The 17,113-nt window shown below is 64.9% G+C and carries 14 protein-coding genes and 1 pseudogene; 9 read left to right on the top strand and 6 right to left on the bottom strand.

What is annotated here, in order from left to right; all coding sequences use genetic code 11:
- Positions 1-183 precede the first annotated feature (183 nt).
- Genes ACQCSZ_RS10520 through ACQCSZ_RS10510 form a run of 3 tightly spaced genes read left to right on the top strand, consistent with a single transcriptional unit; the run spans position 184 to position 2,896 of the window.
- Positions 184-933 carry an urease accessory protein UreD gene (locus ACQCSZ_RS10520; RefSeq protein WP_427007933.1) on the top strand — a complete coding sequence of 250 codons (750 nt, stop codon included), beginning with the start codon at positions 184-186 and terminating at the stop codon, positions 931-933.
- Positions 933-1,973, top strand: coding sequence for a HoxN/HupN/NixA family nickel/cobalt transporter (locus tag ACQCSZ_RS10515; protein ID WP_427007932.1), 1,041 nt, complete (start codon positions 933-935; stop codon positions 1,971-1,973). The genes ACQCSZ_RS10520 and ACQCSZ_RS10515 overlap by 1 nt, the downstream gene beginning before the upstream one ends.
- Positions 1,931-2,896: an urea transporter gene (locus tag ACQCSZ_RS10510; RefSeq protein ID WP_427007931.1), complete on the top strand. Its 966-nt coding sequence runs from the start codon at positions 1,931-1,933 to the stop codon at positions 2,894-2,896. Before ACQCSZ_RS10515 ends, ACQCSZ_RS10510 begins: the two co-directional genes overlap by 43 nt.
- A gap of 418 nt (positions 2,897-3,314) precedes the next feature.
- Here the strand turns inward: ACQCSZ_RS10510 and ACQCSZ_RS10505 are convergent, their stop codons facing one another.
- Complete coding sequence (locus ACQCSZ_RS10505) at positions 3,315-4,133, bottom strand: alpha/beta fold hydrolase (RefSeq protein WP_427007930.1); 819 nt, start codon at positions 4,131-4,133, stop codon at positions 3,315-3,317.
- Between the two features lie 111 nt (positions 4,134-4,244).
- Between ACQCSZ_RS10505 and ACQCSZ_RS10500 the strand changes: the two genes are divergently transcribed.
- On the top strand, positions 4,245-5,156 hold the full coding sequence (locus ACQCSZ_RS10500) for a hypothetical protein (RefSeq protein ID WP_427007929.1): 912 nt from the start codon (positions 4,245-4,247) through the stop codon (positions 5,154-5,156).
- Between the two features lie 69 nt (positions 5,157-5,225).
- Here the strand turns inward: ACQCSZ_RS10500 and ACQCSZ_RS10495 are convergent, their stop codons facing one another.
- Positions 5,226-5,477, bottom strand: coding sequence for a hypothetical protein (locus ACQCSZ_RS10495; RefSeq protein WP_427007928.1), 252 nt, complete (start codon positions 5,475-5,477; stop codon positions 5,226-5,228).
- A gap of 1,317 nt (positions 5,478-6,794) precedes the next feature.
- On the opposite strand from ACQCSZ_RS10495, the gene ACQCSZ_RS10490 reads away from it, so the two are divergent.
- Complete coding sequence (locus tag ACQCSZ_RS10490) at positions 6,795-8,153, top strand: IS4 family transposase (protein WP_427004280.1); 1,359 nt, start codon at positions 6,795-6,797, stop codon at positions 8,151-8,153.
- A gap of 139 nt (positions 8,154-8,292) precedes the next feature.
- A complete protein-coding gene (locus ACQCSZ_RS10485) occupies positions 8,293-9,549 on the top strand; it encodes an IS1380 family transposase (protein WP_427007927.1) in 1,257 nt (418 codons plus the stop codon).
- A 140-nt stretch (positions 9,550-9,689) separates the two neighbouring features.
- On the opposite strand, the pseudogene ACQCSZ_RS10480 reads toward ACQCSZ_RS10485, so the two are convergent.
- Positions 9,690-11,086: pseudogene (locus tag ACQCSZ_RS10480) on the bottom strand (IS1380 family transposase).
- 376 nt (positions 11,087-11,462) lie between these two features.
- Here ACQCSZ_RS10480 and ACQCSZ_RS10475 point away from each other — a divergent pair.
- Positions 11,463-12,248, top strand: a complete 786-nt coding sequence (locus tag ACQCSZ_RS10475) for an AfsR/SARP family transcriptional regulator (RefSeq protein WP_427007926.1) — start codon at positions 11,463-11,465, stop codon at positions 12,246-12,248.
- A 10-nt stretch (positions 12,249-12,258) separates the two neighbouring features.
- On the opposite strand, the gene ACQCSZ_RS10470 is transcribed toward ACQCSZ_RS10475, so the two are convergent.
- The 3 genes from ACQCSZ_RS10470 to ACQCSZ_RS10460 all read right to left on the bottom strand — a co-directional run bounded on the left by ACQCSZ_RS10470 (position 12,259) and on the right by ACQCSZ_RS10460 (position 15,399).
- On the bottom strand, positions 12,259-12,516 hold the full coding sequence (locus tag ACQCSZ_RS10470; protein ID WP_427007925.1) for a hypothetical protein: 258 nt from the start codon (positions 12,514-12,516) through the stop codon (positions 12,259-12,261).
- 34 nt (positions 12,517-12,550) lie between these two features.
- On the bottom strand, positions 12,551-14,290 hold the full coding sequence (locus tag ACQCSZ_RS10465; protein ID WP_427007924.1) for a S8 family serine peptidase: 1,740 nt from the start codon (positions 14,288-14,290) through the stop codon (positions 12,551-12,553).
- Between the two features lie 521 nt (positions 14,291-14,811).
- On the bottom strand, positions 14,812-15,399 hold the full coding sequence (locus tag ACQCSZ_RS10460) for a hypothetical protein (protein ID WP_427007923.1): 588 nt from the start codon (positions 15,397-15,399) through the stop codon (positions 14,812-14,814).
- Between the two features lie 360 nt (positions 15,400-15,759).
- On the opposite strand from ACQCSZ_RS10460, the gene ACQCSZ_RS10455 reads away from it, so the two are divergent.
- Positions 15,760-15,993: a hypothetical protein gene (locus tag ACQCSZ_RS10455; protein ID WP_427007922.1), complete on the top strand. Its 234-nt coding sequence runs from the start codon at positions 15,760-15,762 to the stop codon at positions 15,991-15,993.
- Entirely contained in the window at positions 15,993-17,039 is a 1,047-nt protein-coding gene (locus ACQCSZ_RS10450; protein ID WP_427007921.1) for a M14 family zinc carboxypeptidase, read from the top strand. Before ACQCSZ_RS10455 ends, ACQCSZ_RS10450 begins: the two co-directional genes overlap by 1 nt.
- The last annotated feature ends 74 nt before the right edge of the window (positions 17,040-17,113 follow it).

Raw genomic sequence — 17,113 nt, 5'->3', positions numbered from 1 at the left:
ACCGTCCCGGTGGTCGAGCTTGTCGAGACCCAGGCGGCTCAAGCACCGGTGGTCGAGCTTGCTGAGACCCAGGGATTTCGACAGGCTCAATCACCGGTGGCTCAGGGGGAGCTTGAGCTTGTCATCACCGAACGTAGCGGGCGGTCAGTTGCGTCCAGACAGTTCCATCAAGGTGCCTTGAGGGTGTTGCGGCCGCATTACCTCGATGACTCGGGCCAGGTTTGCTATGTCATGGTGAACCCGGGCGGAGCCTATCTTGGGGCGGACCTTTACACCGTGGACGTTGAGGTGGAGGCCGGGGCGCGGTTGCTCCTGACCACGCAGTCGGCCACCAAGATCTACAGGACTCCCGGCTCCTTTGCGGAGCAGCGGATGACGCTGAACCTGGGGGAGGGGGCGCGGCTGGAGCTGGCTCCGGACCAGCTGATCGCCTATCGGGAGGCAAGCTACCGGCAGAACACGCACATCACGGTGCATCCGGCGTCGAGCCTGCTCATGGCCGAGGTGGTGACTCCCGGCTGGTCGCCTGACGGTTCCTCGTTCAAGTACGAGGAACTGCGGCTCCGGAACGAGATCCACGTCTCCGGCGTGAACGGCCCGGAGCTGCTGGCGCTGGACAACCTGCTCATCCGGCCGCCACTGGGCGACGTCACCGGGATGGGCTTCATGGAGGGCTTCAGCCATCTGGGCTCGCTGATCGTGGTGGACCCGAGGGTGGACCAGGCCCTCGCCGATGAACTGCATGCGCTCACCGCCGGCTGCGACGCCTACACAGGGGTATCCCTGACCGCCAAAAAATCCGGGACCATGGGACTCGTCCTCCGGTCCCTGTCCAACAGCACCGGGGAACTCAACCACCTGCTTGGGTCCTGCACCGGACTCCTGCGGGAACGCTGGTACGGGCAATCACCGCTGAACCTCAGGAAGTATTGATGACGACACTCGGCGACTTCGCCATCATGTACCGCCAGCGCGAGCAGCTGCCGGCGAAGACCCGCCTGCTGTTCACCGGCGGTGCCGTCATCCTGCTCCACTGCACCGCCGTCGCGCTGCTGGTGATCGGCACCGCCGCTGCCGGGCAGCCGCTGGCACTGGGACTGGTCCTTACCGCCTACCTGGCCGGCATCAAACACAGCTACGACTGGGACCATATCGCCGCGATCGACAACTCCACCCGCAGGTTCGTGGCGCAGCACAAGGACCCAGTCAGCGTAGGGTTTGCGTTCAGCCTTGGTCACAGCTCCGTGGTGATTCTGGCTGGTGTGCTGGTGGTGACGGGTGCCACGCTGGTGGGCCAGTTGATGGAAGAGGGCACCACCGGCAACCTGGTGCTGGGGCTGATCGGCAGCGGGGTCTCCGGGCTCTTCCTGCTGGCCATGGGCATCGTCAACGGCTCTGCCTTCCTCCGGGCCGCCCGGGCCTACCGGAACGTGCTCGGCGGAGGCGACGTCCGCGACGAGGACCTCGAGGCGAGGGGCTTCATCGCGCGGCTCTTGGCCAAGCCTTTGGCCAAGGTGGAGCGGCCGCGAAACATCTACGTGATCGGCTTTCTGTTCGGCCTTGGATTCGATACCGCCACCACCATCGGCCTGCTGGTCATGACGACGGCCGCAACGCTGGCCGGCGTTTCTCCCTTTGCCCTGATGACGATTCCGCTGGCGTTCACGGCGGCGATGACCCTGTTCGACTCCGTTAACGGGGTTGCCATGATGCGCATGTACAAATCTGCCATCGACAACCCGCAGCGCAAGCTCGGCTTCAACGCCGTCATCACGGGCATTTCGGCGGTGTCTGCGCTGTTCATTTCGGTCATCACCCTGGGCGGATTTATCAACGGCGCGTTCGGCATGGACGACCCGGCCACCACCTGGCTGGCCGGAATCGACCTCGGGGACGCCGGGCTGACTCTGATTGCCTTGTTCGCCGTTATATGGATTTCTGCAGTTCTGCTGGGGCGGCGGCACGCCAGGTGATCGCCCACCACACTCGCCCGGAAGCCGTCCGGACCCTGAATTGGATTGCGGCGACGAGCCGCGGGTTGGGTCAGATCTACTTCCAATCAAACGCCTGGACGGGGATGGCGGTGCTGGCCGGCTTTTCCATCGCGAACTGGCGGATGGCCGCTCTGGCCATCGTGGGGCTGCTGTTTTCAACACTGAGCGGCGTGTTATGCCGGCGGACCCTGGGCGAGTTGGGCAACGGCCTGCACGGCTATTGCGGAGCCCTGGTGGGCGCAGCGCAGTTTTCGGCCCTGGGCTTCACCTGGCCAGCGGCCGTGTTTGCGGTCCTCGGCGGGCTCGCGTGCGGGCCGGTCACGGTAGCGGTGGCGTGGCTGTTCTACCATCCTTCAATCCGGAATTACTCGCTCCCCGTAACCACGGCGCCGTTCTGCATCGTGGCCGGGGTGCTATTCGCCGTTCACGCGCCCTTGCATGGTCCCCGCACCGACCTGCCGGAGGTGCCCAGGAGCATTCTTGCGAACATGGGCCAGGCCATCTTGAGCAACATTGCCGAGGTGGTTCTGGTCGACTCCGCCATCGCGGGTGCCGTCATCCTCCTTGGATTGTTCATCGCCCACTGGAAGGTGGGCGCCGCGGCGCTCCTGGGCAGCGTGCTGGAGGCCGTCATGGATCTTGTCACGGGTTCCGATGTGCAGGCCCTCGCCCACGGACTCCTCGGCTATTCGGGGGTTCTGACGGCCATTGCGCTGGCTGCGGTCTTTGTGCGCGGCACCTGGCAACCTTGGGTTGCGGCCTTGGTCGGCGTAGTCATTTCCTCGGTGCTGGCCTGGCTGATGGGCCTTACGGCGCTCCCGGTTTACACCTGGCCGTTTATCATCGCCACCTGGCTGGTGTTGGTTGTGCTGTACTACATTCCGGGGTTCAGGCACCACTGAGTGACCCCGCGTCGCCTGACCTGTAGCGGCCTGTTCTGACAGCAGCCGGCATAGGCCTTCCGGCGCCCGATAGATTCCGGATACAAATCTGAAATGTGGTGTCGAAGCCGCGAAACATTCAGAAGCTAGGCTATTTCCTACTTGGACACCGTGGTCCAGGCCACGCATGGAAGGTCACAATTATGGTGCTTTGGAAATGCCTTACCCTCTTTCTTGATTCCCGCCGCAGTGATGACGATCCTCGATTCGGTGGCGGCGAGGCCAGCACCGAATTCCCCAGTGGCCAATTGACGTCCACTGCCTGGGAAGGCTGGTGGCACGAAGCCTAGACCCTGACAGTCGACTGCCGCCTGATCAGCGAGGGCCGGATCAGCGCGCCCGGACCGTCCAGCAATCATGTGCCGGCTGTGTAACCCCGCTACGCCCACGTGTCAGCGCGCGCGGCGATGCGGTCCACGAAGTCCAGGACCGCCGGATGCGCGGGATTGATGAGATGTCCGCCTGCGACCAGTACGGTCCGGGTAAAAGGCAATGCGCCCGCCAGCCGGGCGTTCACAAGTCGGCAGGCCTCAGGCGAGTCCTCGGCGGTTACGAGGAGCGTCGGCCGACGGATCCCGGCCAGTTCGTCTTCGCTCAGCTCCAGGGCGTCCTCGCTGAGGTCCATGCGGTGGCCTGTGATCTCGGCGAGGACGGCCGGTCCGGTCCCTGCAAGCACCTGCTGGAGATCCTCCGGGAGCGACGCCCAGGTTGAATCGCCAAGCGCCTCCCGCATCACGGTCGCGGCAAGCAGCCCGGGCCGGCCGGCGGAGCGCTCCAGCACTCTGAGGCGAACGTTGCGGGCCCACACGTGAGCATCCGGATCGATGGTGAACAAGGCCGGCTCCAAGAGGACCAGGGCCTTCACCTTGTCGGGGAACCGGCGGGCAAGTTCGACGGCGATGAGGCCGCCTGTGCTGCGGCCGATCACGACGGCCGGCCCAGCGTGCAGCGCGGCCAGGACGGCCGCGGCGTCCTCGACGTGGTCCACCAGGTCCAGGGTCCCGAACGGCACCGGCGGGGCACTGCGGTGGAAGCCCCTCCGGTCATAGATGATGCACCGGCCATGCCGGGCGAGTTCCGTGGCGGCATCCGCCCACATCACGGCCGAACCGGGCGTCCCGTGCACCCCCAGGATGGGGATCCCTTCGCCTTGTTCCTCGTAGTAGAGATCCACGCCGTTGACGCTGAGTCTGGGCATATCATCAGCGTAGGTCGGGACCGTAGCCAGCGGAAGGGCGGCCCGCCGGCTATGGCCAAGGGCCGGCAGCCGGGAGCACAATGGTCTCCATCCTTCTCCTGGTGGTGATTCATGATGGCCATGGCAGTCGTGGTTGGGTGCACCGTTCTCTTGCTGGTCGGGGTCCTCGTGGTGGTCCTGTGGGGAAGCCGGCGCATCCGGGAGCCGATTGACGCGGGCCCCGCCGATGACCCAGGTGAGGCTTTCGTTGTCGATGCTGACCAGCCCGAGGCCCGCACGGAGGCTAAGCTGCGGGCGCTCCGCCGGTACTTCTGGTGGACTAACGTCGTCTCCTTTTCTGCGCTGGTTTCAGCGGTGCTGGCGGCATGGCCAGGAGGACGACTGGCCATGCGCGTTCTGGCGCACACGTCACCGGACTCGGCCCAGGGCCGGCTCACCGAAGCCCAGTTCAACGTCGGCTTCCCCACATTTGAGGGGTCGATGGCTTTACTGTTATTCGCAGGGCTACCGGCCGGCTACTGTGCCGCATTGCCGTACGTTGTCCTGCGCCGCTGGCTTCCAACTGGACGCCTCGCAGGCCCGCTGCTCGGCGCTCTCCTCCTCGTGTGGGTGGGCGCGCTGTTGGATCCCCTGCGTGCGGACAACATCGATTTCGACATCGTGCGACCAGGCTGGCTTGCGGTCGCACTGTTTGGCGCCCTTGCGGTCCTGCATGGCGCAGTTGTCGCTGCAGCGGCAGGCTGGTGGAGCGAACGGGTTCCACTTTGGAGCGATAAGTCGTTCAAGTACTACATCCCGCTGCTTCTGGGTTCCGTCGTCTTTCCCCCTGCCGGTCTTGCCGTCGGCACCGGTGCCCTCCTGGTGCTCATTTGGCTGAGCGTCATTCCTGCCTCCAGGCTCCGTTCAACCCGTCCCCGGCGCGTGCCGGCATGGGTTGGGACAGGAGCCGTTGTTCTGGCATCCGCCGCAGCGCTTCCTGTTTTCGTCGGGGCGGTGATTTCCATAACCTCGCGCACCAGCTGAACGGCGCTTCACCAGTGAGGACTGTGTCCGCGGTCCAGCGGCCCGGGCACGGGTCCACGGACGCATCCCTTATCCGGCGCCGACGGCCGGTAGCAGCCGCCGGTTCCTGATCCGGGACCCGCCGAATTCGACCGCCAGCGGTCCAATCTCCCGGAATCCGCCGCCCCTGGCCTTCGGGCGGCCCACGGCAATGTGCGGCAGCCAGCGGGGCGGCCTGAAGCCAAGGGCGCGTGAGCTGAGAATAAAGTCATCGACATTGTCGACGAGCAGCCCGTCAAGCAGTCCGTGCAGGGCCTGTACGAGGGAGACCTGAGTCCTCAAGGATGCCGATGTGCAGCAGGGTCAGATGCAGCCCCTGCCGCCTTCGCAGCGCATCGACGTAGCTGCCCAGTTCCTCGAATTCCGAGGGGCCGGAGCCAATGCTGAGTACCGGCACCTCCACTGTGATGCGCGGAAGCGTTTTGCATCCTGATCCTCCTATTGTCCGCGCCGGGCGTTGACTATTGATGCAATTATCCGCCCGTGCGAGGAATTCGGTTGGGGCGCTTGTCATGGTTTGCAGTTTCGCAGGAGTGCTGTGAGCCCGGAGGAAGGGAACCAAGCGGCCACCGCGTGGAAACCCATTCCGATGCCTCGTCCCGTGCGGCGCCGCGATTGTCCCGTGGCAACGAGGGACAGCGGCAATGGCGGTAGCGACCAAATAACGCACGGCCTACTAACATCCGGGGTATCTAATTCAGCGACAGGATTTATCCGGAGGACAGAATGAATATCACAGACCCGAGCGCCCTGCACCCAGCCTGGGGTGAGCGGTTTAATGCATAGGACTGGGACGGCATCATGAGTTTCGCCGAGCCCAACGGCACATTTGCCCCGCAGCCGGGTCTGGCGCTGACTGGCTCGGACAATCTTGCTGCCCAGCGGCAGTTCCTCGCCTTTGGACTGCCGATAATCCTTCCGTCACACGTTGTTGGAAGCTCGCCATGGACAACCCCTTCGGCACCGCCTGAGAAAACACCACCCGGAAGGGCACTCGTCAGTGACGGACGTGCAGGCACCGCGCAGCGCTGCCGGCGCGGATGTGCCGCTGCAGTCACGTGCGCAGTTTCGACGCCGTCACCGCGGACGGGCAGCTGCGAAGCGTGGATTCGCAGTATGAGTCCGACCTCTCTGATGCGCTACCAGTTCCAGGTGCATCTGCGCTTCTGCATGCGCGCGGCTGGCCCGCAAAGTCCGTCTGCGGTCCCGACGACCTCCTGCGATTCCTGCACCTTATCGGCAGGACAAAGTTCCGGCCTGACCGACGGTTCCTTCCCAAGACGCCGGCTTCCGGCCCGGGCCGCCGTATGCGTAAGGCGCGGGACTGATGCGACACCGGCAGGGACGCGATGGGCTGCGGAGGCTCGTCAATCACAATGATTGCCACGGTCCGCCGCCAGTTTTGTCCCGGCATGCCACCACCCTCAAACGATCACAGGATGAGGGGATATGTAGGAGAACTAACCTCAATGCCGTTCGGTTAGGCGTTCGGGTCCAGGGTCAAGTCCCGTCGAATCGGCGTGTCCGTGGGGATATGGGTGTGGCTCCTGCTTGAGTAGTTCGGTCCACCAAGACTGATCCACCCCCACGGGAGCCACTATGCCCGATTCTGCCATCAATCACGCTCCGGGGGTATTCGCACCCGGGCATCTGGGCGAGCTGACCCGTGTCGTTCCCTTCGACATGGTTGATGCCGCGCTCGAGGCCGCCGGAGGCCGGGAACGCCGGGTGCGCAGGCTGCCCTCACGGGTGGTGATCTACCTGCTGCTCGCCGGGGTCCTGTTCGCCGACCAGGGCTGGAAGCAGGTCTTTTCACGCCTGGTCACGGGGCCGCCGGCACCGGTGAAGACACCTTCGGCCTCATCCTTGAGCCAGGCCATGCGCCGGGTGGGAACGGCCCCGCTGCGTGAGCTGTTCACCCTTCTCAAGGGCCCTGCGGTGTGCGGGTCCCGGCAGGTGACCCGGTTCGCTGGCCGGCTGGTCGTGGCCATCGACGGCACGCAGATGGCCGTGGCCGATACCGAGGCCAACCGGGCCAGGTACCCCAAGCCGCGCGGCGGCGTCAACGGGGAGGCCGGGTACCCGATGATCCGGCTGGTTGCGATCCTCACGGCCGGGACCCGTTCGGTGATCGACGCGGCCTTCGGCACCGACGCCGTGGGCGAGCTGACCTACGCCCGGCAGCTCATCTCCTGCCTGCAACCGGGCATGGTGCTGCTCGGGGACCGGAACTTCGCCACCTACGGCTTCTTCCGTGAAGTGGCCGAAACGGGCGCGGACTTCCTTTTCCGCGCCAGGACCGGTCTCAGCGCCATGAAACTGCCGGTCCTTCAGCAGCTGGCCGACGGTTCCTACCTCTCCCATGCCGCCGGCCAACGCGTACGGGTCATCGACGCCGAACTCACGGTCACCACCGAGGCCAAAACGCTCACCGCCGAATACCGGCTGGTCACCACGTTGCTCGACCCGATCCAGGCTCCCGCCCTGGGACTGGTCAGGCTCTACCATGAGCGTTGGGAGATCGAAACGGCCTACTGCGAATTGAAATCACGCATCCTGAACGGCCGGGTGCTGCGCGGCCGGCACCCTGCCGCGGTCATCCAGGAGACCTGGGCGCTGCTGTCCTGCTACCAGGTGTTGCGCACCGCGATGACCGATGTGACGCTGCGGCATCCCGAGATCGATCCGGACCGCCTGTCCTTCACCATCGGACTGAGGTCCGCCCGCGACCAGGTGGTCCAGGCCCGCGGGATCCTCAGCGGAACCGTGGTGGACCTGGTCGGTCGCATCGGGGCGGCCATGCTGGCCGAACCGTTGCCCGCCCGCCGCATCCGCTCCCGGCCCCGGGTGGTCAAACGCGCGATCTCCAAGTACCGCGCCAAGGAACGGGATGTCGACCGTCGGACCTATCCCGCGACACTCGACACCAGGATCTTGACACCGGATCCCGGCCCCTAACCGAACGGCATTGGAACTAACCTCGGTCTTTCATGAGGGAGTGGCTGGAACGCGTGTTTAAAGCCTGAAAGGTGCCCTGACGTGGGAAAATGTAGTTACCACACAACATTTTTCATGACACATCAGGAGCACCCTGCAGGTGAGTTACTTTACCGGCTTTTACCCGTCTGTCCGTGTTGATTCTTCCGGGGACGGGGTGGTGTCGCAGGCTGGCGGGGTGATCCTGACGTCGATGGTGAAGGGGGCTGGTCTTGGCGCTGGTTTGTCGGAGGCTTTGGAGCCGTGGCGCAAGCCCTTTGCCACGCACGACCCGGGCAAAATCCTCACCGACCTCGCCCTGTCGTTGGCCACGGGCGGCGACAGTGTGTCTGACATTGACCGGCTTCGCAACCAGCCCGAGGTGTACGGGCTCGTGGCCTCGGATCCGACGATCAGCCGGCTGTTCAAGATCCTGGCAACAGTAAAGCCTGCCAGGGCGCTGGCGGCCATCAACGGCGCCCGCGCCAAGGCTCGGGCCCATGTGTGGGCGCAAGCCGGGAAGGATTCACCCCTGCACGCGGTGAGCGCCGGGAATCCGCTGGTCATCGACCTCGACGCGTCCCTCCTGAATTCCCATTCAGAGAAGGAAGACGCCCGTCCAACGTGGAAGAAGGGCTTCGGATTCCACCCGCTGTGTTCCTTCCTTGACCACGGGATTCTGGGCACCGGTGAGCCGCTGGTGACCCTGCTGCGGCCCGGCAATGCCGGCTCCAACACGGTCAGTGATCACATCCAGGTCGTGAAGGACTCTGTCAAACAACTCCCGAAAGGGTACCGGTCGGGGAGGAAGATTATGATCCGCACCGATTCCGCCGGCGGCACGCACGGGTTCCTGGACTGGCTGACTGCCAAGGGTCGCAACTTCTCCTACTCCGTGGGGTTCCCGATCCACGGTGCGGTGGCCGCTGTCCTGCCCCTGGTCGCCAAAGACGGGTGGACCAAGGCGTACGACAGCGACGGGGTTGAGCGTGACGGCGCCTGGGTCGCCGACATCACCGGCATGCTGGACCTGTCCTCATGGCCTGCCGGGATGCGGGTCATCGTCCGCAAGGAAATCCCGCACGTCGGCGCCCAGCTGCGGATCACCGACATCGACGGGCACCGGTACACGGCCATCGCGACGAACCAGGAAAAGGGCCAGCTGGCCACGTTGGAGGTCCGCCACCGGCTCCGGGCACGCTGCGAGGACAGGATCCGCAACGCCAAAGACACCGGCCTGGCCAACCTGCCCTTCCACGCCTTTACCGGCAATGAACTCTGGTGCCACGTGGTCATGCTCGCCGCTGAGATCATGGCCTGGACCCAAATGATTGCCTTCACCGGCACAAAGGCCAGACGCTGGGAGCCTAAGCCTTGATCCACCGATCCGCCTGGGTGGATGGTCTGTATCCGGTTTCGGCTCGTTGTGCGGCCTGAGGGTATGCCGGGGTGCCGGGCCTCGCTGCCCTGGGTGTTCCACGGGTTTCCTGGTTGCGCCGTGCGGCTGGGTGGACGGGTTCAGGCGGCTTGCGGCGGCGGGTAGAGCTGGTCGAACAGGTCCTGCCATGATGTTTGCCAGGGCCAGGCTTCGGGGAGGTGAAGACGGATGCGTCGGGCGCTGGTGGCGATGCGGGCCGGGACGTGGATGAGTTTGCGGCGGATCGTGCCGGTACGGGCCTTGCCGAAGGGCCCGGAGGCGAGGATCCCGGCGGCGCGGGTGAGGTTGTAGGCCATGACCGCGGCAACGAGCCATGCCGAGTTCGCGGCAAAAACGCTGGAGGGCAGGTGCGCCAGCGCACTGTCCTTCAGGTCTGCATTGACCTGCTCGATAATGGCGTGTTTCCGGTGGGTCTTGTCCGCCGCGACGGTGTCCAGGACCCCGGCGTCCACGGTGGTGAAGAACCCGTGGTGCCGGTGAGTTTGGAACAGGGTTTCCTGCCCCTCGTCGGCTTTGCGGTTCAGTTCCGGGATGCGGCGCACGACCAGGCGGCCGGTGATCTGCTCGTCCTTTTTGCGGGAGCTGAACGCGGTGAACACGGTCTCGGCGACCTCGGCCTTCGAGACCCAGGTGTTGGTGGTCTCGTCGAAGACCGCGTCGGTGTATTCGATTGTTTCCCACGCCGTCTCCGGGATCCCGGCGATGGCGCGTTTGACGGCCGGGTCCATGCGCGCGGTCACCGAGACCTCCGCCCCGCCGGCCAGCGCTGCGGACACCGCGGCATGGCCGTAGAAGGCCGAATCGAAACGGCAGAGCACCCGCCCGCCGGTGTGGACGCGCTTGAGCGTGGACAGGGCGTCGGTGATCAGGCGTTTGGCTCCGCGGGCCGAGTTCGCCGCGCCCTTGCGCAGCCGCTGGGCGGCGACCACGGGGGCGGTGTCCTTGGTGGAGACCGTGGCCAGCAGGGCGTTCAGCCCGCGGACTCCCGAGTATCCGTAGCCGGAGCCCTGCTTGGCGTAGCCGTGGACCTCGATGATCGTGTCATCGACATCGACGAACACGAAGTCCTCCACCCCGGGACGCCCGAGCAGCGGGGCCCGGGTCCCCAGGTTGGCCAGGAAACGGGACGCGACAGCGTCCAGTTGCCGCACGTGACCGAACGTGAAGGACCGAAGAAACGAACCCAGCGTCGAGGGCGCGTAGCAGCAGGCTTGAAAAGCCGCTTCATTCCGCCGTGGCGCAGCAGGGCCATGTCATCGATGCTGTCCGCGCCGGCGACCATCCCGGCGACCAGGGACGCGACCTTCAGCCCGGCGTTCGCACCCTTGTCCGTCGGGACCGACAGCCATTCATCGGCCAACTCATGCAGCCCGGCGTCCCGGGCCAACGTCATGACCGGCAACAGCCCTGCCGCCGACACGAGATTCGGCTCGTCAAAGGAAACTGACACCGCGGACGGTTTATGGGAAACTTCCACTTACGAGATGCCTCTCTTTTCGGTGGTCAAAGGGTTCTAGACAAGCTCCATTTTCCTTGAAAAGACGGGCATTCTCGGTTTAAACCGCCGTCGGCGCCCCGACCAACATCGGTGGATCAAGGCTAAGGATGCCGGCAAATGATGCTGGAATTTGGCTTTCTGGCAGGCGCCCCTGATCCCGGCCCGGCCGAGGAGCAGAATTCGCTAATCAAGTAGCCGGGTTGGTGTGACGGTGCAATGCAGGACCCATTCACTGGCCAGATAGATCAATTGCCAAGACCTTCATCTTGGGCGGCGCGGCACATCGACCTTCGCTGGTGAGTGGCCAGGAGGAACCTGATCATGGGATTTGCGGCCGAGGCCCCAATGTCAACCATTGACTTCCCACAGCAAAATGCGGATCCTCGAGCTAGAACTGTTCCAGCTCGCACTCACGCTGGATTTGGGGGTACCAATGGTAAGCGGCGGCTATTGCCTTTTTCAGCTGAGCCTGTTCCAGACGTGGAAACTTTGCCGGGACTCCTGCGTCGTGCATGTTGCAGCGCGGCAACAACGCCTCATTACTGCGCTGGCGATTAACGGTCCCCGCCCTCGAAGCTATCTGGTTGGGCTCTTGTGGCCGGAGAATTCCGAGAACCGGGCCATGGAAAGCCTGCGGGTCAGCGTGCATCTCATCTCACGGCAGGTTCCGGGACTGCTGGTCAACGGCGGCTCCGTGCTGTCCCTCAGCGACCGGGTGGCCGTCGACCTGCACCAGGTGCGGGCGCAGATCCGGGAGCTGGGCCAACTCGGACCCAATGGGAACTCGGCCGCACACCTGAACCTTTTACGCGATGCCGAACTGCTCCCGGGCTGGTATGACGACTGGATCCTTTCTGAACAAGCCAGGTTGCGGCAGGACCGTCTGCACGCCTTCCAGATCATCGCCCGCGAGTCGCTGGCGCGGTGCGACTATGAGGTCGCATTGGAGGCCTCGGAGGCGGCGCTGGCGCTTGAACCGCTATACGAAAGTGCGGTTGGGCTACTCATCCAGGCCGAAAGGCAACAAGGCAACAACGCTTCCGCGCTTCAGGCCTTCGAAAAGTACCAAGCGCAACTGAAGGAAGAGGTAGGCATAGCGCCTTCCGAAGCCATTCGGCGGCTCATCGCCGACGTTTCGTGACGGCACACCGTCACGGCAGATCCAGTCTTTGCGCGCGGGCGACAGACTCTACCTGAGGATCCCTGGTCGCGCCCGAGAGGTCTGACTCGCTCGCCTCCGCGGTGAAGAACTCATCGTCCACCCGGGTACGTACCCGGAAGCCCGCCGGAACGTACCCCGGTGTTTTCACCTTGACGATAACGCGAACGGGCTCGGACCCGCCCGCGCCTGAAGAGCGGGAGTCCGGGGATTTGTCGGAGTCGTCATCGAAGCGCAAGATTTCCGGCACTTCTAAAGTTTACGCCGGGTTCGCAGCACTTGATCTATAGGTGCGTGATCATGTTGGCGGCGGAGACGCGGCCACCTCCGTAGCGGTCGCTCCAGGCTCCGGCGGGCGGCGGGCCAGTCCGGGCAGCCTGCACGACGATCGATCTGATGTCCGCGGCGCTGAGCGAGCGGTGCTGTGCCTGGGCTTCGGCCAGGAGCAAGGCAACGCATCCGGTGACCGCCGGACTGGCCATGCTGGTGCCCGACATGCGTGTGACGCCGGTCGCTGACCGGGATGCAGCGGCCATCACGCCATGGCCCGGGGCCGAGACCTCCGGCTTCTGCCGGCCGTCACGGGTGGGCCCGGCGCTGGAAAACCACGAGAGTGGCAGCGCCGGTTTGTGGGCGTCGTAGGAGCCGACCACGATGGTGTTGTGCCCGCAGGAGATCGATCCGATGGTGTGGGTGTTATCCAGCGGGGCTTCGAATGTTGACTGGCCGTTGTCGTCGCGCTCGATCCAGGCGTGGAACGGGACGATTGCTCCGGTCGTGCTGCTCAGCCGGAGGACCCACCGCCCGGAGGGGACGGTCGGCGAGAGGAAGACCCCAATAGTGTTGTCGCCGTTGTTGGGATCGGCGAGCCGGTTCGCCGCAAAGAGGACCACCTGACCTGCCTGTGATGCGGTGGCGCTTTGTCCAGGGGCGAGGATGCCGATGCTTTGGCCTTGGGGCGAGATCAGTTCGAGCCGCAACGCGGCGGCGCCCGGGTACCACAGCTCCAGCTCATTCTGGGTCCGGTCTCCGGGTGCGACAACCCATCCAAGGTCGTGGAACCCGGTGGCCGGTACTGCCGCGGCTGCGTGGATGCCGTCTGCGTAGGAGTTGGAGGCGGCGATGCAGACGCAACGATTGGGCGCTTGGGCCAGCAGGCGGTCAATGCCTTGTTCGACCAGGGTTGATCCGTCGTGGGGGCCGCCATTGGTGCCCAGGCTCACGTTGACGGCGCACGGTGTAGCCCCGGCCTCCTGAAAAACGAATGCCAGCGCCTCGAGAAGTTGAACGGAATCGCCGAAGCTGGTGCCAACGACTTGGGAACCGCTCCAGGGAATGTCGCTGTTGGCGACGTCGACGAAGAGTATCCCGGCCTCAGGTGCCACCCCGGGAACGCCGCTTCCCCTGCCGTTGCCGGCCGCAATGTCCATCACGTGGGTGCCGTGGGCAGGTTCGGCAGGGTCGGGTCCGTAATTAAGCGCCTGGTACGGATCTGCTGTTTTGAGGGCGGCGTTGATGGCGTTTGCAGGATGAACGACGCCGTAGGCGAAGCCGGGTTCTCCCGGACCTGCAGCGTTCTGGTCCCACAGTTTCCTTATCCGGGTCTTACCGTTCGCCTTGAGGAAGTTCTTATGGGCGAAGTCGCAACCAATGTCGACAATTCCTACCATGATGCCCTGACCACCGTGTGAGTTTCCCGGTGGAAGGTTCCCGCCCCCTACGTCGGCCACGGTGGCACTCAGCTGGCGTGAGAGGCGCTGCGCGGCTTTAAGGCTCAGCACGAAATCCTGACTATGCACGTGATCGATCCTTGCGACAGGCACGCGGGCGGTCAGGATGGCAGTGCCGTCGTCGGCGATTTCCCCCACAACGGTACCGGGAGTCACTTCGGACAGCGCCTCAAACGCTGCGACGTCAGTGACCTTGGCGATGACGGCAACTTCGTCGGCCGCGGTGCCGGCCGTGGCCGGTTTGGACTGTCCATGCTGGCGCCAGGCCAGAAGTCGCTGCAGGTGAACATCCATGTTTTCTGGTGCTTCACCGCCCGGCCCACTTAAGGGCGTGAAGTCAAGGGGTGCTGAATCAGGCGGGACGGGTTCAGTGGGAGAACCAATAATCGACATACTTTGTCAACTCCTTCGGTGGAGAAATTAAACACCCTGGTGCACTCTTGCCCGACTGCCGGGCTACTTTGCGTCGCCATTCAACGGGTCGAGGGCACGCAGTGGATCCCCTTCTGAACCAAGGTTGGTCCTGCACCGTTACCACGGCGTTACGGGACCGTGTCAGCCGAGATCGGGAAGGACCGACGGCGGCACGACACCCGGCGGCGAAGGCTGCGGGCCCAGGCGCCAGCATCCGGATCGATGGCGAACAAGGCCGGCTCCAAGAGGACCAGGGCCTTCACCTTGTCGGGGAACCTGCAGGCAAGGTCAATGCCGATGAGACCGCCGGCCCGCCTCTTAACCAACGGAAGGGCCGCCCGAGGCGCCTGGACTGGCCCACTATGTGCGTGGCCCGGCGGTCCGCGCCCCGGCCGCAGTCCCTATCCGGCGTCGAGGACCGGGAGGAACCGGCGGTTCCTGATCCGTGATTCACCGAAATCGATCGCCAACGGTTTAATCTCCCAGGGTCCGCCGCCTCTGGTCTGTGGGCGGCCCACCGCGATGTGGGGTGTCCAATGGGGAAACCTGAACCCAAGGGCACGTGAGCTGAGAATAAAGTCATCGACATTGTCCACGAGCAGCTCGTCCAGCAATTCGTGCAGGGCCTGCACGAGGGAAACCTGATAGTCCCGCACCCTCTCGGGGACGACCACTTCAAGTCCGCACACACTGCCGCCGCCCAGTACGATCAGCCTTTCGGCGCTTCCGGAAAAGACTTCCAGTACCGGCAGCGCCAGCAACCAAGCAACCGTCCTCCGGGTGGCGGCCGCGGTACTCGTGACGCCTTTGGTCCAATCCGCCACGTCCTGGGCGAACTCCGGAAGGACGCCGATGTGCAGCAGGGTAAGGTGCAGCCCCTGCCGCCTGCGCAGCGCATCGACGTGGCCGCCCAGTTCCTCATAGTCGGAGGGCCCGGATCCAATGCTGAGGACCGGCGCCTCCACCGTGATGCGCGGAATGGTTTGCATCCGGGGCCTCCTCTTTTGTCCGTGCCGGCCGTTGCCAGCTGATGCAATTATGCTCCCGCAAGGGAATCCGACCGGGACAGTGCGGTCGGCCGGTCCCGGCGCCGGCTGGTCCCCTGGACGGCCGCCGTGGCGGTTGACGGTAGGCGTAACGGTGCTGTAACGCCTCCATTTGTAGCTTGATCACAGCGTCAGCGGGGGATCCGGCAGGGTTAAATTTGCTTGTGATTCCCTGCTCCGGAAAGGAGGTCACCAATGGCCGAAGAGGAAACACCTAAAGACGAGGAAGCTCCCAAAGATACGGAGCCGCCGAAGGTGAGGTACGAGGTAATCCTGCGCCCTGGGGTGTCGAAGAGGATGGACATGCGCAGTGTGGCGGAACTGGACATGGACCGGGTACCCGACCCCGAGGGAGGCGTGCGGCTGCTGGTGGACATGGACGAGGCGGCCCGTCTCGTCGAGAGCGGGTTTGAGGTAACACTCGTGGCGGCCGCGCCTGCTGGCCCCCTGGACCCCTCGCTGGTCATGGACGACGACGCAGCGCGCGCCTGGCTCGAGGAACGTCTCCGCGGCGTGGAGCGAGAGGGGCAGGACTGATGTACCGCACCGTTTCCCAGCTCGACGCCGCCGGCGGCACCCTGGCCGCGAACTTCCCCCAGCTCTGCTCGCAGTTCGTGCTGCCGGAGCCCTCGGTCCGGGGCCGGCCGGTCCGCGCACTGCGGCTCCGCGCCGGCGGCGGGGGGAACCGCAGGGGTGTCCTGCTGGCGGGCGGCACGCACGCGCGCGAGCTCATGAACCCGGACCTGCTCATCGAAATGGCCGTCGACCTCGTTGCCAGCTACCTGACCGGAAAGGATGTGATCCTCGGCGGCCGGACGTGGCCGGCCGCGGACATCAGACTGATCCTTGAGACCGTCGATCTGTACCTCCTGCCGTGCGTCAACCCGGACGGGCGCCACCGCGTGATGACCGTCGACGGCCTGTGGCGCAAGAACCGCCGGAACAACCCGGGCACGGCGTGCGACGGCGTCGACCTCAACCGCAATGCAGACCTGCTCTGGGGCGTGACGGAGGGGCAGACGTCCTGTTCCCCGTGCGCTGACATCTATTGCGGGCCGTCCGCCTTTTCGGAGCCCGAGAGCCGCAATGTCCGGCACCTGCTGGACGTGCACAGCATCGACTGCTTCGCCGACGTGCATTCCTACTCCGAACTCGTCCTGTACCCCTGGGGTCACGCACCGACCCAGACCGGGGATGCCACCAAGCGGTTCACCACGCTGCCGACAACCAAGTGCCAGCCGATCACGGACGCCAGCTACGCGGAGTACATGACCCCGAGCGACCTCGTACGGTTCGAAACGGTGGGGGACCGGATCGTCCAGGCCATTGCCGACGTCCGAGGCCGCCACTACACCCGCCAAACCGGAATTGGCCTGTATCCCACCACGGGGACCTTGAGCGACTACGCCTACGCGCGGCACATCGCGGACAGCGCGCGGCACAAGACGTACGGCTATACGCTCGAGACCGGCCCGTGGCAGGGCACCGCGGCGGACTCCTTCCATCCGGCCAATCCCGAACCCGTCAAGCGCGAGGCAGAGTCGGGGCTGCTGGCGCTGATCCAGCAGGCATCCGCGCCATAGAGCTGACCGGCTGGCGGCTGCCTGGCCGCGACACGGAGGTCCGTGCAGGTATTACGAAACACAGATAGTTCCTT

The sequence above is a fragment of the Pseudarthrobacter sp. H2 genome (assembly GCF_050157045.1).
In the GTDB taxonomy this organism is placed as follows: Bacteria; Actinomycetota; Actinomycetes; order Actinomycetales; family Micrococcaceae; genus Arthrobacter.
This window is presented reverse-complemented; position numbering and strand designations above follow the sequence as displayed.

Bases quoted from the DNA above. Each gene is read 5' to 3' on its own strand.
- ACQCSZ_RS10460 (WP_427007923.1), bottom strand. From the start codon at position 15,399: ATGCAAACCATTCCGCGCATCACGGTGGAGGCGCCGGTCCTCAGCATT.
- ACQCSZ_RS10500 (WP_427007929.1), top strand. From the start codon at position 4,245: ATGATGGCCATGGCAGTCGTGGTTGGGTGCACCGTTCTCTTGCTGGTC.
- ACQCSZ_RS10455 (WP_427007922.1), top strand. From the start codon at position 15,760: ATGCGCAGTGTGGCGGAACTGGACATGGACCGGGTACCCGACCCCGAG.
- ACQCSZ_RS10515 (WP_427007932.1), top strand. From the start codon at position 933: ATGACGACACTCGGCGACTTCGCCATCATGTACCGCCAGCGCGAGCAG.
- ACQCSZ_RS10465 (WP_427007924.1), bottom strand. From the start codon at position 14,290: ATGGATGTTCACCTGCAGCGACTTCTGGCCTGGCGCCAGCATGGACAG.
- ACQCSZ_RS10450 (WP_427007921.1), top strand. From the start codon at position 15,993: ATGTACCGCACCGTTTCCCAGCTCGACGCCGCCGGCGGCACCCTGGCC.
- ACQCSZ_RS10505 (WP_427007930.1), bottom strand. From the start codon at position 4,133: ATGCCCAGACTCAGCGTCAACGGCGTGGATCTCTACTACGAGGAACAA.
- ACQCSZ_RS10510 (WP_427007931.1), top strand. From the start codon at position 1,931: ATGGATTTCTGCAGTTCTGCTGGGGCGGCGGCACGCCAGGTGATCGCC.
- ACQCSZ_RS10490 (WP_427004280.1), top strand. From the start codon at position 6,795: ATGCCCGATTCTGCCATCAATCACGCTCCGGGGGTATTCGCACCCGGG.